Raw genomic sequence first — 15,195 nt, 5'->3', positions numbered from 1 at the left:
GCTCCCTCAACGGTGCGACAAGACCTCAAAAGCTGCAAAGGGTTCTGCTTTTTTACGAACGAAAGTTCACGCCCCGACGGGCTCAACCGCTTTGCAGCAGCCATTGCGGTGTTGCATTCACCACAATGACATAGAGGCCGGAACGAAGTTTAACGTTCCGGCCTCAAATGTATAAGCCCCGCCTTTCGGCGGGGCTTTTGTTTGGCTCTAGAAACTGGCTAGATCTGGTTGTCAGCTGGTCCATTCGGACCAGTTGTTTCATTCGCATCTTCATCCTCCGGTTTCTTCGGAGGCTTGCGCGCTATCAGACTGTAGAACATCGGAATGAAGAACGTAGCGATAAACGTTGCTGCCAACATGCCGCCGATAACGCCCGTACCGATCGAGTGACGGCTTGCCGAACCGGCACCCGTGCTGATTGCGAGCGGCACCACGCCAAGAATGAAGGCCAGCGAGGTCATCACAATCGGACGGAAGCGCAAACGAGCTGCCGACGCTGCCGCCTCGATGGCGGACTTGCCCGTCTCTCGTTCAAGCACCGCGAATTCCACAATCAGAATCGCGTTCTTCGCCGCCAGACCTATGAGTGTCACCAGACCAATCTGGAAATACACGTCATTGGTCAACCCGCGCAGATCGGTCGCCAACAGCGCACCGAAGATAGCAAAAGGTACCGCGGTGATGACGGCGAGCGGCAGGCTCCAGCGTTCATACTGTGCAGCAAGGATCAGGAACACCATGACAAGACCAAAGATCATGGCCTGTGTGCCGGTGCCGCTGGTGGTCACTTCCTGATAGGCCGAGCCGGTCCATGCGATCTGATAGCCTTGCGGAAGAACTTCCGCCGCCACTTCCTGCATTGCCTTGATCGCGTCACCAGAGGTGAAACCCGGTGCCGGATTACCGGTAATCTTCGCTGCGTTGAAGGCATTGAAGCGTTCCAGCTGATCGGGGCCGACAATACGCTTGACTGTCACAAGGGCATCAAGCGGGATCATGCTGCCAGAATTGGCTCGCACGAAGACATGCTTGAGATCGCTTGGATCGCGACGGAACTCGGCTTCCGACTGCAGGTTGACCTGATAGTTGCGGCCAAACAGCGTAAAGTCGTTGACGTAGAGGCTGCCGAACGTCGCCTGCATTGCAGTGAATACGGAGTTGATCGGCACACCCATAGCCTTCGCCTTTTCGCGATCAAGCTGGATGTCATACTGGGGAACGTTCGGATCAAACGTCGTACGAACGCCCTGCAACTCCGGCCGCTTGGCCGCAGCTTCGGTAATGAGCTTGGTCGCACGTGTCAGCGATTCCACACCACCGCCTGTACGATCCTGAACATAGAGTTCAAAACCGCCGGTCGTGCTGAGGCCCATGATCGGAGGTGGGTTGAACGCCAGAACAAGCCCGTCCTTGATGCCCGAATTCATCGCCATGATCGCGCCGGGAAGATTGCGTGCATCAGTCTCAGGTGTCGTACGCTCTTTCCAGTCTTTGAGCATGATGAACATCGTGCCCGCACTGGTTTTCAGACCGCCCGACAGAAGGTCGAAACCGGATACCGCAAAGACGCTTTCCACAGCCGGGCTTTTCCGGATATTCGCGCTTGCCTGATCCAGAACCGCCGTTGTGCGCTCCAGAGAGGCCGCAGGAGGAAGTACCGCAACACTGAACAGGAACCCCTGATCCTCGTCAGGCAACAGCGATCCCGGCACCCTCTCGAAAAGATAGTAGGTAGCGCCAAGAAGGCCTGCAAAAATGATCAGACCGATTGCGGCGCGCTTCAAAAAGAAGCGAACGCCACGAGAATAGCCGTCTGTCACCCGCTCGAAGAAGCGGTTGAAGATGCGGAACGGCAGCATTGGCTCGTGATGGCCAGGCTTCAGGATCAGTGCGCAGAGCGCCGGTGTCAGTGTCAGAGCCACAAGACCGGACAACGTCACCGAAATCGCGATGGTGACGGCGAATTGCTTGTACATTTCGCCGACAAGACCGCCCATGAAGGCCACTGGAATAAACACGGCGCAAAGCACGAGAACAATCGCGACAACCGGTCCTGTCACTTCGCCCATTGCCTTGATGGCGGCCTTGCGTGGCGACAGTTTCTCGGTCGTCATGATACGTTCGACGTTTTCCAGAACCACAATGGCGTCATCGACCACGATACCGATTGCCAACACCAGGCCGAAAAGCGTCAGGAGGTTGATGGAGAAGCCAAGCACATACATGCCCGCGAAAGTACCAATGATCGAGATCGGCACTGCGATGATGGGAATAAGTGTCGCCCGCCAGTTCTGCAGGAAGATGAAAACCACCAGCACGACGAGAATGATCGCCTCGATGAAGGTGTGAACCACTTCCTCGATGGAAACCTTGATGAACTTTGTCGTATCAAAGGGGATCGAGTAGTCGATACCAGCCGGGAAGCTCGCCTTCAGCTCATTCATACGGTTCTGAATGAGTTCCATCGTATTGAGCGCGTTCGCACCCGGCTGCAGATAGATTGCAATCGGGACAGCAGACGTGCCGTTAAGATTACTGTCGACGAGATAACTTTCCGTGCCGAGCTCGACGCGCGCGACATCCTTGAGACGCAACGTTGCGGCGTTGGAGCTGGAACGCAGGATGATGTTCTCGAAAGCCGCAGCATCCGGCAAACGCCCTTGCGTGGTCGCCGTATAGGTGAACGGACCAGCTTGCGGGTCAGGCTGGTCACCGAAGCGGCCTGCTGCAAACTGCGCATTCTGCTCCTGAATGGCCGTCGAGACATCGCTTGGGGTCAGATTATACTGCGCCAGCTTGTCTGGACGCAGCCAGATACGCATCGAATAATCGATATTGCCAAGTAGCTGCACATCGCCAACACCCTGCAAACGCTTGAGGTCATCGACCACGTTTAGAAGCGCGTAGTTACCGACATAGGTGCGGTCATACCGATCGCTGTCGGAGAACATGGCGACCATGCCGAGAATCGTGGTGGAACGCTTGTCCACCGTGACACCGAGACGCTGAACTTCCTGCGGAAGCGACGAGGTCGCACGCTGCACGCGGTTGTTGACGTTGATGGTGGCCTGATCCGGGTCAGTGCCCAGAGCGAAGGTCACGGTCAACTGCATCGTACCGCTACCAAGGCTCGAGGACTGCATATAAAGCATGTTCTCGACGCCGTTGATCTGCTGTTCCAATGGCGCAGCAACAGTCTGCGCCACCGTTTCGGCACTTGCGCCGGGATAGGTTGCACTGACGACGACCTGTGGCGGCGTCAATTCAGGGTACTGCGCAATCGGCAGGATCCGGATACAGATCAGGCCAGCCAGCACGAGCACAATGGAGATGACCGCCGCGAAAACGGGGCGGTCGACGAAGAATCTATTCATTGCTTGCCTGCCGCCTGTTCTTTGCCAGCATCAGCACCAGCCTTATCGGGCGATGTCTGATTGCTTGCTTCAGTAGCTGCGTCGACCGGATTCACGGGCTTACCCGGAGCTGCCTTGATAAGGCCCTCGGTAATAACCCGATCGCCTGCGCTGAGACCTTCGGAAACCAGCCATGCGTCGCTCAGTTCACGAGCAACCGTGATTGGCCGCACTTCGACAATGTTGTCCTTGTTGACGACATATACAAACTGCGTTTGCGGGCCCTGAAGCAATGCAGCCTTCGGGATCGTGATAGCGTTCTTGACCTGAATGCCGAGAATCACTGCGCGGACGAACTGACCAGGGATCAGGCGACGATTCGGATTCTCTACGACCGCACGAGCGCCGAGCGTGCCCGTTTCGGTATCGAGCGACGACGAGGTGAAGTCGATCGTACCTTCATGATCGTAAGCCTGTCCGTCGCCGAACAGGACCTTGATCTTGAGGCGATCCGCGTCTTCACCCGTTGCACCGCGTTCAGCACGCAAACGGTCGATTTCTGCTGCTTCCGTATCTGTGAAGGAGAAATTCACATAAACCGGATCAAGCTGCATGATCGAGGTCAGGAGACTGGAAGATGCGTCTGTCCCGATAAGGCTGCCTTCGTTCACCTGCTCAAGGCTGGTGATACCGCTGATGGGCGCGGTGACCTTGGTATAGCTCAGATTGAGTTCTGCTGTGCGAAGCTGTGCTTTAGCTGCGGCAACCGACGCCTTGTTCAGGTCGCGCGTTGCGAAAGCGGAATCACGCACGGCGGTGCTCTGCACCTTCTGCTGGACGAGTTGTTCAGCGCGTTCAGCATCGCGAATGGATTGCTGATACTGCGCTTCAGCCTGCGCCACCTGTGCCTGAGCCTTTTCAAGCTCGGCCTCATAAGGCGCCGGGTCTATTTCGAACAACACGTCGCCTGCTTTGACTTCCGTCCCTTCGACGAAATTGCGGTGAAGCAATATTCCACCCACGCGCGCGCGCACCTGGACATCGCGATAGGCGCTGATGCGCGCCGCATATTCGTAGGTAACAGGTACGTCATGCGGCTTGACCACAGTGACGGATACCTGTGGCGGAGGCGGTGTTGCACCCCCCGGTGCTTGCGCCAGAACGGGTTGCCCCGCAAAGACGAGAAATGCGGCCCCTGCCGCAAAAAGCCGAATAGAACGGTTCATGGTCATGATGGGAGTGCCCTTGCTGTCGCGCGGTGCTGCCAATTTAACATACACAAGTGTTTGTAAACACGAACTACCGTGTTATAGTCAATCACCTAATATTACAGATCACGAATGAGTTATCCAGATTCACTGGCAAATTGGGCCATTAGTCTGCATCCATCCGAGAGAAATCATGCGAAGAACGAAAGCCGAGGCAGCCGAAACCCGGGAAGCCATTCTGGTGGCCGCCGAGCAGGTTTTCCTCGAGCGCGGTGTCAACCAATCTACACTGATGGAAATCGCCTGTCATGCCGGTGTGACACGGGGAGCGATTTATTTCCACTTTCACGACAAGCTTGAAATTGTCCGCACAATCATAGGCAGCGTCCGGTTTCCACAAGAAGAAATCATGTTGCAGGCAGCGGCTGTCGATCACCCCAATCCAATGCATGTTCTGGAACAATCGATTATCCAGGCGCTGCAACTTTTCTCCAACGATGAGCGGCAGCAGAACATTTTCATCATCATCAACCAGCGATGCGAGTTCGTTGGCGAAATAGCCCCGCTCGAAGAGCGTCTCAGAGAAGCACGATCCAATGTCCTCTCATTGTTTGCAGGATTGCTCGACGTGGCTGCCAGACGTGGGGAGCTTTCAAAAGAATGGACTGCTGACACGGCAGCGCCGATCCTGCTTTCCATGTTGAGCGGTCTCCTCAATGAATGGTTGCGGGGTGACAGGAACTACGATCTGGTAACCTATGGCGGCAAAGCAATCTCCATACTTATTCGGTCCCTGAGAAATCAGGCGCCTGAAGTGCACCAAACGGATTGACCGACACAATTGTGATATGGCTCGGCTAGTGTGGTGGCTTTGAATCCGAAATTCGTACACAACCTCACTCCCGCGTGAGACGAATTTCGGATTCGCCACACTAGCGAAGCTGCTATTTTTCCCCGATGCTAAGTTTCAACCTATTGTGATTGTTAAACTTAAAAATTGGGGAAGACGCTCGACTCTTTTTTAATTTACGCTTACGTCAATGTAACTCTTGCGAAGAGAGTAAAACTCGACCACATTTATGATTGAGGAGGCTGTCCGCGGGCGGGCGGCTTGGGAGACGGCGGGCGCGCAGGCGACCCTACTTAGGACGGAGCAATCCGGGGAGAAGAAATGGCAAAAAAAACGACTGGGCAAAGTGCATCCGTAGTTGAACCCGTCGCGGCAGATACAGCCGATAAAAGTGCGTCTCTGCGGGAAAAGATCTGGTTGAAGTCATACCCGGCGGGCGTTCCGCATGAGATTGATCTCAGCAAGACGTCCTCCATTAGCGATATGATTCTGGCTTCCTGCCGACAGTTCCCCGGTAACCCCGCCTTCACCTGCATGGGGAAGGACCTCTCTTTCAAGGAGTTGGACGAGCACTCACGCGCACTCGCAGCGTTTCTCCAATCGCGTGGTCTCGTCAAAGGTGATCGCGTCGCAGTGATGATGCCAAACATCCTGCATTATCCAATTGCGTTTACGGCTATTCTCCGCGCCGGTTTCGTGGTGGTGAACGTCAATCCGCTTTATACGCCACGCGAACTGGAACACCAGTTGAACGATTCAGGTGCCAAGGCATTGATTGTTCTGGAAAACTTCGCGTCGACGGTGGAAAAGACCCTCAACTCCGTCAATGTTCCCAATATTATTGTCGCGTCGATGGGCGACATGCATGGCTTGAAGGGCCACATCATCAATCTGGTCGTGCGCCGCGTAAAGAAAATGGTGCCGGTGTGGAACATTCCGGGACATATCCGTTTCAAGGATGCATTGGCTCAAGGCCGTGCCCAGTCCTTCAACCCCATTCCGGTTCAAGGTTCTGACCTTGCCTTCCTGCAATATACAGGCGGCACGACAGGCATCTCGAAAGGCGCCATGCTGACCCATAGCAATATTCTTGCGAATGTGGAGCAGATGCATGTCTGGATGGAGGTTGCATTCCGGAACAAGGGCAAGCCCAAGGCGCTGAATTTCGTGTGCGCCCTACCGCTTTATCATATTTTCGCGCTTACAGTGAATGCGATGATCGGCATCAAGCTCGGCGCGCGAAATATCCTCATTCCCAATCCGCGCGATATTGCTGGCTTCGTCAAGGAGCTGAAGAAATACCCGTTCCATATCTTTCCGGGCCTCAACACCCTGTTCAATGGCCTCATGAATAATCCAGATTTCCAGCCCCTGGATTTCAAACCTCTTATTCTCACTCTCGGCGGCGGAATGGCTGTGCAACGTCCTGTTGCCGAACGCTGGCAGAAAATGACCGGTTGTCACATCACGGAAGGATATGGCCTTTCGGAAACCTCGCCCGTCGCCTGCGCCAACGCGCTCGATGCAACCGAGTTCTCCGGAACCATCGGCCTGCCCATGCCATCGACCGATGTGGCAATCCGTGACGATGACGGAAATGACCTGGCACTCGGTGAGGTCGGGGAAATCTGCGTGCGCGGTCCGCAGGTGATGAAGGGATATTGGGAACGCCCTGATGAAACCAAGCGCGCGATCATGCCCGATGGTTTCTTCCGCACGGGCGACATGGGCTTCATGGACGAACGCGGCTACACCAAGATCGTTGACCGCAAGAAGGACATGATCCTGGTTTCCGGCTTCAATGTCTATCCAAACGAAATCGAAGAAGTTGCCGCCGGTCATCCAGGCATTGTGGAGACCGCGGCTGTCGGCATACCGAACGAGCATTCGGGCGAAGTCGTGAAGTTGTTCGTTGTCCGCAGTGACCTCAACCTGACCGAAAACGAGGTTAAAGCCTATTGTGCCGAACGTCTCACCAACTACAAACGCCCGCGCGAAGTGGAATTCCGCGAAAGCCTGCCAAAGAGCAATGTTGGCAAGATTTTGCGCCGCGAACTTCGCGACTGAGAACGTTGAAATTCAGAAACAAATGCGGCCGGACATTTCATCCGGCCGCATTTGTTTCAGAGTGAATCATGCAGAGGGCGGTGCCAGAGGCTGAACGATTTCCTGAAAAGGTGCTAGCGCTTCGCATCGAGCCGCCAGACCAGCCAATGCCGGATATTTCTGTTCATTAAAGAGATTGGGATGGGCCTCGCGCAGAAAGCGAAGCGCGCAAGCCGCCGCGATATCGGCATGCCCAATATCGTCTCCAAACCAGTACGATGATTTCCGTTCTGCAAGATCACTTTCCAGAACATCCAGCACCCGCGCGATCTGCGTCTCGCACCGCTCAACCCAAACGTTTGATTTTTCGCTTCGCAGCAAACCTTCATAGAGGAGGCTTACGGCCTTATCGGCAAGACCGGTCGAAAGCGCGCATATCTTCAATGTCTGACGGCGTTCGGCACCTTTTGGCGCGATCAACGGAGGCTTGCCGACTGCGATCTCATCGAGATAGTCGAGTATCGCCGCGCTTTCGATCACGACGTCGCCATCATCCAGCACAAGCGTCGGCACACGGCTCAGCGGATTAAACTCCGCAAGCCTGTCACGGTCACCAAATGTCGACCATGGTTTATGTTCGAATGGCAGGCCGTAGAGCCGCATGGCGATAGCGACACGCCGCACAAAAGGGGAATCATACTGGCCGATCAGGATCATGGACATAGCTCGGGAACGTTAAACGTCCCGCCATGCTACTCCACCCCAATCACACCGCAAGAGCATCGAAGATGAATTGTCCTGATGCTTCCATTCAATTCTCTGAATGGAAGCCCGCACTCATCTCTTCAGCAGTTCAGGCAGTCCAGCCACGCTGTCCAACACCACATCCGCATGAGGCTCCAGCGCCTCACGAGGAGAATTGCCCGATAGAACACCGACTGCAAGCCCTGCCCCGGCAGCATGGGCTGTTTCCAGATCATGCAGATTGTCCCCGACCATGGCGATCTCGTCCGGTGCCAATCCCAGCTTTTCTGCAAAATAGAGCAGCGGATCGGGATACGGTTTTGGGCGCGCCGCCGTGTTGTAGCCGATCACGACATCGAAGAGCCCATGGATACCCAGAGCTTTGGCGGTGGCATGCGCACCAGCTTCGGAATCATTGGTAGCAATGCCTAGCCGGAAGCCCATTGTGCGAAGCACTTCCAACGTTTCGCGAACAGCTTCAATAGCAACCGCTGAGCGCGCACCTTCGGTGACGCAATAAGCATCATATTCTTCGACAAGCTTGCGCAACTGCTCCGACGCAATATCTGGATGCCAGAGCGAAACGATATCTTCGACTGTACCGGCGGCGATAACCGAATTGGCCCGGAAACGCTCGGTCAGCCAGTCATACCCCCCCGCGTCGAGCAATGCGCGAGCCCTTATCTCGTCACCTTTTGCAGCGCGCTGCGCAAGCTGCCACGAGATTGAAAACCAGGTACGGTCGAAATCGATCAATGTGCCGTCCTTGTCGAACAGGACGGCACGGATCGACTTTATACGCTCGGCGGAAGGCTTGTCGCTCATGCTTCCAACGCACCGGCACGTTTCTTGACAACAGAAGGCTTCGCGCCAAGCAGTTTGAGAAGATCATCCCCACGACGAACATAGCGCAGCGAGCGACGGGTCAGGATGCGCCCGTCCTGCGGGGCAGTCAGCGTGATGTCGCCCTCTGGTTCACCCGGCTTCGTAACCACTGTAACCAGCTTCATGCCCGCCTTTACTTCATCGCCCGGCGCTACATGGAACAACACCATGCCGCCTTCCGGTGCGCGCAGCATCTCGACATGCGAAAGCGGTGTAACAAGACCCTTATATTCCGTCTCAAGCTTCACATTGTCGTCGCGGACAACACCCCGATGCACGAGGAATTTGTACAGGCCTTCGGCGTCGCCTTTGCCCATATCGGCATAAACATCACTCAAACCGCGGAATTCAACGGTCGTAACAGCCCGGCGCTTCATGTTGCGCTTGTCCGCCGGCAACTTCAGGACAGGATGGGCACAAGCTTCTTCAAAAGCTGCATCAGCAGTCGTGTCCCATGCGAGGATTGCTGTCGAGTTCAACGCGATAGCCAGATCCTTCATATCCTCGGCAAACTCTTCCGCGATATAAACGTAATTTTCGCTCTCGTCGTCGCAATGCAGGTCGAGCACGATGTCATTTGGCAGAGCCAGCTTCAAAAGCGTCGCCTTCAAGCGCTGTGCCAGCGAAATCGGCGCATCCGGCTCAGGCAGTTCAGAGGTGTCAAAATCCGGCAGCAGCGGGAAAGAGCGATTGAAATTGGTCAGCGAAAACGTCTCGAAACGACCGAAATGCTGATGTGCCTGCCACTGATTGGAGCCGATCGGGTTGGCTTGCGGAACAACGGTGATATTGCCAAGAATGCGCCCTTCATCGGCGGCCTTCTTCAACATCGGAACCAGGAAATGAAGAGCCGCCTGCCCCGGAAGTTCTGCACCGTGAAGCGAAGATTGCAAATAGGCGGAAGGCGCATCGCTGTCCTTGCCTGCAAAGCGCAGCACGCGCAACTCGATGGCATTTCCCGGTACATCGCCGGCAAATTTTACGATCTCGGTTTTCATTTCATTTCCCATTTTATTTCTCATGAAGAGAGCCGGGTTACGAACCCGGCTCTCCTTTATTTCTAGCTGTGCAGAGAATGCCGTCAAGCTTTCCTTCGCGCGTGCAGATGCGCGACAAGCCCTTGTGTGGATGCGTCGCGACCGTCGCTCGCTTCCTCGCCCGAAACCACCGGCAGAAGTTCGGTGGCAAGTTCCTTACCAAGTTCGACGCCCCATTGATCGAAAGCATTGATGCCGAAAATCTGTGCTTCGACGAACACGCGGTGTTCATACAGCGCTACCAGACGTCCGAGAGCGAACGGATCGAGCTTGTCATGAACCAGCGTCAACGAAGGGCGATTGCCCGAGAAAACGCGATGCGGCGCAATGCGTTCGACTTCGCTTTCCGGAAGGTTCTTCGCTTTCAACTGCGCCCGCGCTTCATCAAGGGTACGCCCCTTCATCAAGGCCTCGGACTGTGCAAGGCAATTCGCCAGCAGCATTTCATGCTGATGGTCGAGGTGCTTTTCATGGCCCTTTGCCGCAACGATGAATTCGAGCGGAATGGTGTCGGTGCCCTGATGCAGAAGCTGGAAGAAAGCGTGCTGGCCGTTCGTACCAGGCTCACCCCATACAACCGGGCCGGTGGGACCGGAAACCGGCTTGCCATCGACCGTGACGCTCTTGCCATTCGATTCCATATCCAGCTGCTGCAGATAGGCAGGGAGACGGGCAAGACGCTGGTCGTAGGGTATGATCGCCCGGCTGCCATAGCCACAGATCGCACGATGCCAGTACCCGATAAGGCCCAGCCAGACGGCTAAGTTCTTTTCCAGCGGAGCATCTCGGAAATGCACATCCATCGAATGCGCACCTGCCAGAAACTTGCGGAAATCCTCCGGCCCAATCGCAATCATCACGGGCAGGCCGATAGCCGACCATACGGAATAACGTCCGCCAACCCAGTCCCAGAAACCGAAGACCCGGTCTTCAGCAATGCCGAAGGCAGCGACCTTGTCCAGTGCGGTTGAGACAGCGGCGAAATGGGCGCCCACAGCCGCTTCTCCAAGCGCTTCCGCCACCCATTTGCGCGCAGTCTGCGCGTTGGTCATTGTTTCGATGGTCGTGAACGTCTTGGAAGCAATGATGACAAGCGTTGTTGCTGGATCGAGGATGCCAAGCGTATCTGCAATGTGCGCGCCGTCGATATTGGAGACAAAATGCGCACGAGGGCCATCATGATATGGTGAAAGAGCCAGAGTTGCCATGACAGGTCCGAGGTCGGACCCGCCAATGCCAATATTGACTATATCGGTGATCTTCTTTCCGGTCGCTCCCTTGATGGCACCCGACCGAATACCGTCCGCAAATGCAGCCATACGGTCGAGCACTTCCTTCACGTCAGGCAGAACATTGTGCCCGTCAACGAGCACTTCCTTCGAGGAAGTATCGCGCAGCGCGACATGGAGAACGGCACGGTCCTCCGTGTTGTTGATGTGCTTACCCGCAAACATCGCCGCACGACGGCCTTCAACATCGGCAGCAACAGCCAGTTCCTTGAGGAGACTAATCGTTTCGTCGTTGACCCGGCATTTTGACCAATCGAACAGAAGGTCATCCAGGGATAGCGAATACCGCTCGAACCGGCCCGGGTCTGATTTGAACGCCGCGCGCATATCGTGCGGGGCCGAATCTGCCCAGTGCTTTTTAAGCTTTGCGACCGTTGCTTCAAGCTTCGTCGCGTCTCTTGCCATGATGCTACTCCCGAATCAAATCGATTTAATTGCGGACATTAAGCGCTTTAGAGAAGATTTGCGGCAAATAAATTACCGAACTTCCAATTTGGACAGAGTGTCATATACACCATATTGATCAATTTAGGGTGATCCACCTCGGAGTGAAGCATGGACCTGACCGGAGAAGAGCGGATTGCGGCGCCACGACAAGCAGTTTGGGATGCGTTGAACGACATCGAAACGCTGAAATCCTGCATTCCCGGTTGCGAAGATATCGAGCGTATTTCGGAAACAGAGATACGCGCCGCCCTCAAAGTGAGCTTCGGGATTCTGAAGGTTCGCTTTCACGGCATTCTGGAATTGTCGAATATGAAACCGCCGGTCTCCTATACGATCTCCGGCCATGGTGAAGGCTCCATAGCCGGCTTCGCGCACGGTGCGACGGATGTGCGCCTGGACGAAGATGGTGACGGCACGATTTTATCCTACGCCATACGTGGCGATGCCGGTGGCAAGGTGGCACAGATCGGCACGAAATTGCTCGGTTCGGTCGCGCGAAAGATCGCGGACCGCTTCTTTGCCAATATCGCAGAAGCGGCATCGAACGCCGCCGCAAAAACGACCTGATCCGGCTTCACTCTTATAAAGCTGCAACGGCGTTCCCTAACAATCCGGTATGCGATAATTCGCAATACGTCTTGAAAGCCTGCTGGCATGAAACCCAGAGATATCGCGACCTATATTTTTCTTGCCGTAGCATGGGGACTATCGTTCCTCGTCGTGCTGCGCGTGGTCGAAGCCTTCGGCTGGGTTGGCGCGGTCACTTTCCGCTCCTTCATTGCCGCCGGAACGCTTTTTGCAATCGCGAAACTTTCCGGACGCAAACTTGATTTTCATGCCGGATGGAAACCTTTCGCAGTTGTCGGCGCAACCACGGTGGCGGGGCAACTGATCGGCCTTTCCTATGGTACGCCGCTGATCGGCACGGCGATGGCCGCTATCTGCGTTGCATCCATTCCGCTTTTCTCGATGGTTATCAGCCAGCTCTGGGGTCTTGAACGCATCACCTCGCGTAGCCTTATCGGCCTGCTGCTTGGCGTGACCGGCATCGTGCTTCTGGTTGGCTTCCCTGCCGTTGCTGTCACGCCGGCCTTCATCATGGGCTGTGTTGCTGTGCTTTTCTCCTGTTTTTCAGCGGCTTTCGGCAGCAACTATGCCAGCCGCCGTCTTTCCGGCACCGGCTCATGGGAAACCACCATCGGCGCATTCGTCTTTGGCGGCATTCTGAGCTTGCCATTGATCGTTGCCGTCCCTGTGCCAGCCATGCCGGGGCCGGTTGACTTTGTATATCTGCTGATTTCGGCATGTGTGATGAGCGCGCTCACCTATGTGCTTTATTTCAAACTGGTCGGAAATGTCGGACCGACAAAAGCCATCAGCGTTGAATTTGTGGTGACAGTCATCGCAGTTCTGGTCGGTGCGGTGTTCCTGAAGGAGCAGCTTTCCGTGATTCAGTTTGTCGGCGCTGCTATCATCATTGCAGGTTGCGCTCTGGTGCTGAGTTCGCGCCCGGCACTACCCAAAGAACCCCAAACTTTCCCGGTCTCGGAAGCGACGCCGGACGGTCTCAAATCCGATCCGCTTTGATTTTGCATTTTAGTTGAATGTCAAAGGCCCGCGCTCCTACAGCCGGGCCTTTTCTGCATTTGTAGTGCGGAATCCTCATAAATTGACCATATGATAAAAAATTTGACCTTCCGTGAAAATCTGTCATCCTGTCATTAACGGGCATCATATGACGACAAAGATCGCAGCCCGGAATAGTTGAGGCGCGCAAAGGGAACCCGCGCCAAAACGCAAGCAAAAATGGGAGATGCGATCCATGCGATCAGCAGAGAATTCGCCTATTGATGCAGTCGATAATCCGGGACACGCAAACGGGCCTGACATCCGTGGGGCGCGGCTTGAAAAGGCCGAATACGCGCATGTTTTCGACGATCTGCATCCGCCGCTTACCAAGCATGAAGCCATTGTGGAATCGGATCGCTGCTATTTCTGCTACGACGCACCGTGCATGAATGCCTGCCCGACCAGCATCGACATTCCGTTGTTCATTCGGCAGATCAATGCTGGCAATCCGGTAGGCGCCGCAAAGACCATTCTTTCGGAAAACATTCTTGGCGGCATGTGCGCCCGCGTTTGCCCGACAGAAACGCTCTGCGAAGAAGTGTGCGTTCGCGAAACTTCGGAAGGCAAGCCGGTCAAGATTGGTGAATTGCAGCGCTATGCCACCGATGTTCTGATGGAAACCGGCAATCATCCATTCAAGCGCGCGCCTGAAACCGGCAAACACATCGCTGTTGTTGGTGCCGGTCCGGCGGGTATCTCTGCGGCTCATCGCCTTGCCATGCATGGTCATCAGGTGACGATTTTTGAAGCGCGGCCCAAGGGCGGCGGGCTCAATGAATATGGTATTGCCGCCTATAAGACGGTCAATAATTTCGCCCAGCGCGAACTCGAATTCGTGCTCAAAATCGGCGCGATCAACGTCGAATATAACCAGACGCTTGGTCAGGACATCACCATTGAAGCCTTGAAATCTGGCTATGATGCAGTTTTCCTCGGCATGGGCATGCCTGGCGTGAATGATCTCGGACTGGCGGGCGAAGATGCGCCCAATGTGATCGATGCCGTCGATTACATCGCCAATCTGCGACAGGCAAAAGACCTCTCGTCCCTGCCCGTTGGCCGCAATGTCGTGGTTATCGGTGGCGGCATGACCGCTGTAGACGTCGCCATCCAGACCAAGAAGCTCGGCGCTGAAAACGTGACCATCGTTTATCGTCGCGGTCAGGAAAACATGAACGCCAGTGCCTATGAGCAGGAACTGGCGCAGATTCATGGTGTGGTGATCCGTCATTGGTTGCAGCCGCATGCACTTGAGCGGAGCGAAGACGACACGGTCAATGCCGTGGTCTTTGAATACACCAATACCGATAGCGGCAAGCTTTCCGGCACCGGCGAATATCTCATTCTTGAAGCCGATCAGGTTTTCAAGGCAATCGGCCAGAAGTTTGAACCGGAGCCGCTAGCGGGTTCAGGTATCGGGCTTTCCAAAGGACGCATCAGCGTCGATGAAGATCGTCGTACATCCGTTGAGGGCATATGGGCTGGGGGCGACTGCGTTGCAGGTGGTCAGGATCTGACCGTTGCATCGGTGGAAGACGGCAAGGTTGCAGCAGAATCCATCCATGCGACGCTGACAAAACGTCCCGAAGCGATTGAAGGCTTTGCCGATGCGGTGTTGTCGGGCGGCGCACTTCATGCGCCCTCCCCGTCTGCTTCGCACGACCGCAGTGTGCCATTGGGCCAGGAACAGGGCTGAGGAGAGTAAAA

At 55.3% G+C, this 15,195-nt stretch carries 11 protein-coding genes; 5 read left to right on the top strand and 6 right to left on the bottom strand.

Translation table 11 applies throughout. The features are described 5' to 3' along the window. Positions 1-218: 218 nt before the first annotated feature. Together bepE and HWX93_RS14155 are read right to left on the bottom strand one after the other, a co-directional pair. Positions 219-3,374 (bottom strand): multidrug efflux RND transporter permease subunit BepE, encoded by a 3,156-nt coding sequence (gene bepE / locus HWX93_RS14160; RefSeq protein WP_151554372.1) that lies wholly within the window; start codon positions 3,372-3,374, stop codon positions 219-221. Beyond that, positions 3,371-4,585: an efflux RND transporter periplasmic adaptor subunit gene (locus HWX93_RS14155; protein ID WP_151554373.1), complete on the bottom strand. Its 1,215-nt coding sequence runs from the start codon at positions 4,583-4,585 to the stop codon at positions 3,371-3,373. The genes bepE and HWX93_RS14155 overlap by 4 nt, the downstream gene beginning before the upstream one ends. Before the next feature lie 169 nt (positions 4,586-4,754). Between HWX93_RS14155 and HWX93_RS14150 the strand changes: the two genes are divergently transcribed. Then, on the top strand, positions 4,755-5,393 hold the full coding sequence (locus tag HWX93_RS14150) for a TetR family transcriptional regulator (protein ID WP_151554374.1): 639 nt from the start codon (positions 4,755-4,757) through the stop codon (positions 5,391-5,393). A 339-nt stretch (positions 5,394-5,732) separates the two neighbouring features. Then, a complete protein-coding gene (locus HWX93_RS14145; protein WP_176037677.1) occupies positions 5,733-7,478 on the top strand; it encodes a long-chain fatty acid--CoA ligase in 1,746 nt (581 codons plus the stop codon). Between the two features lie 66 nt (positions 7,479-7,544). On the opposite strand, the gene HWX93_RS14140 is transcribed toward HWX93_RS14145, so the two are convergent. The 4 genes from HWX93_RS14140 to pgi all read right to left on the bottom strand — a co-directional run bounded on the left by HWX93_RS14140 (position 7,545) and on the right by pgi (position 11,817). Beyond that, positions 7,545-8,174 (bottom strand): glutathione S-transferase family protein, encoded by a 630-nt coding sequence (locus tag HWX93_RS14140; RefSeq protein WP_167522178.1) that lies wholly within the window; start codon positions 8,172-8,174, stop codon positions 7,545-7,547. A 120-nt stretch (positions 8,175-8,294) separates the two neighbouring features. Further along, positions 8,295-9,026, bottom strand: a complete 732-nt coding sequence (locus HWX93_RS14135; RefSeq protein ID WP_151554377.1) for an HAD family hydrolase — start codon at positions 9,024-9,026, stop codon at positions 8,295-8,297. Next, on the bottom strand, positions 9,023-10,084 hold the full coding sequence (locus HWX93_RS14130) for a succinylglutamate desuccinylase/aspartoacylase family protein (RefSeq protein ID WP_151652174.1): 1,062 nt from the start codon (positions 10,082-10,084) through the stop codon (positions 9,023-9,025). Before HWX93_RS14130 ends, HWX93_RS14135 begins: the two co-directional genes overlap by 4 nt. An 83-nt stretch (positions 10,085-10,167) precedes the next feature. Further along, positions 10,168-11,817 (bottom strand): glucose-6-phosphate isomerase, encoded by a 1,650-nt coding sequence (pgi, locus tag HWX93_RS14125; protein ID WP_151554379.1) that lies wholly within the window; start codon positions 11,815-11,817, stop codon positions 10,168-10,170. 150 nt (positions 11,818-11,967) lie between these two features. Here pgi and HWX93_RS14120 point away from each other — a divergent pair, with 150 nt between their 5' ends. The 3 genes from HWX93_RS14120 to HWX93_RS14110 all read left to right on the top strand — a co-directional run bounded on the left by HWX93_RS14120 (position 11,968) and on the right by HWX93_RS14110 (position 15,184). Then, entirely contained in the window at positions 11,968-12,426 is a 459-nt protein-coding gene (locus HWX93_RS14120; protein WP_151652175.1) for an SRPBCC family protein, read from the top strand. 87 nt (positions 12,427-12,513) lie between these two features. Continuing rightward, complete coding sequence (locus HWX93_RS14115) at positions 12,514-13,446, top strand: DMT family transporter (RefSeq protein ID WP_176037676.1); 933 nt, start codon at positions 12,514-12,516, stop codon at positions 13,444-13,446. A gap of 226 nt (positions 13,447-13,672) precedes the next feature. Further along, entirely contained in the window at positions 13,673-15,184 is a 1,512-nt protein-coding gene (locus tag HWX93_RS14110; protein WP_176037675.1) for an NAD(P)-dependent oxidoreductase, read from the top strand. Positions 15,185-15,195 lie beyond the last annotated feature (11 nt).

It is taken from the genome of Brucella tritici (assembly GCF_902825325.1).
Classification (GTDB): Bacteria; Pseudomonadota; Alphaproteobacteria; order Rhizobiales; family Rhizobiaceae; genus Brucella.
This window is presented reverse-complemented; position numbering and strand designations above follow the sequence as displayed.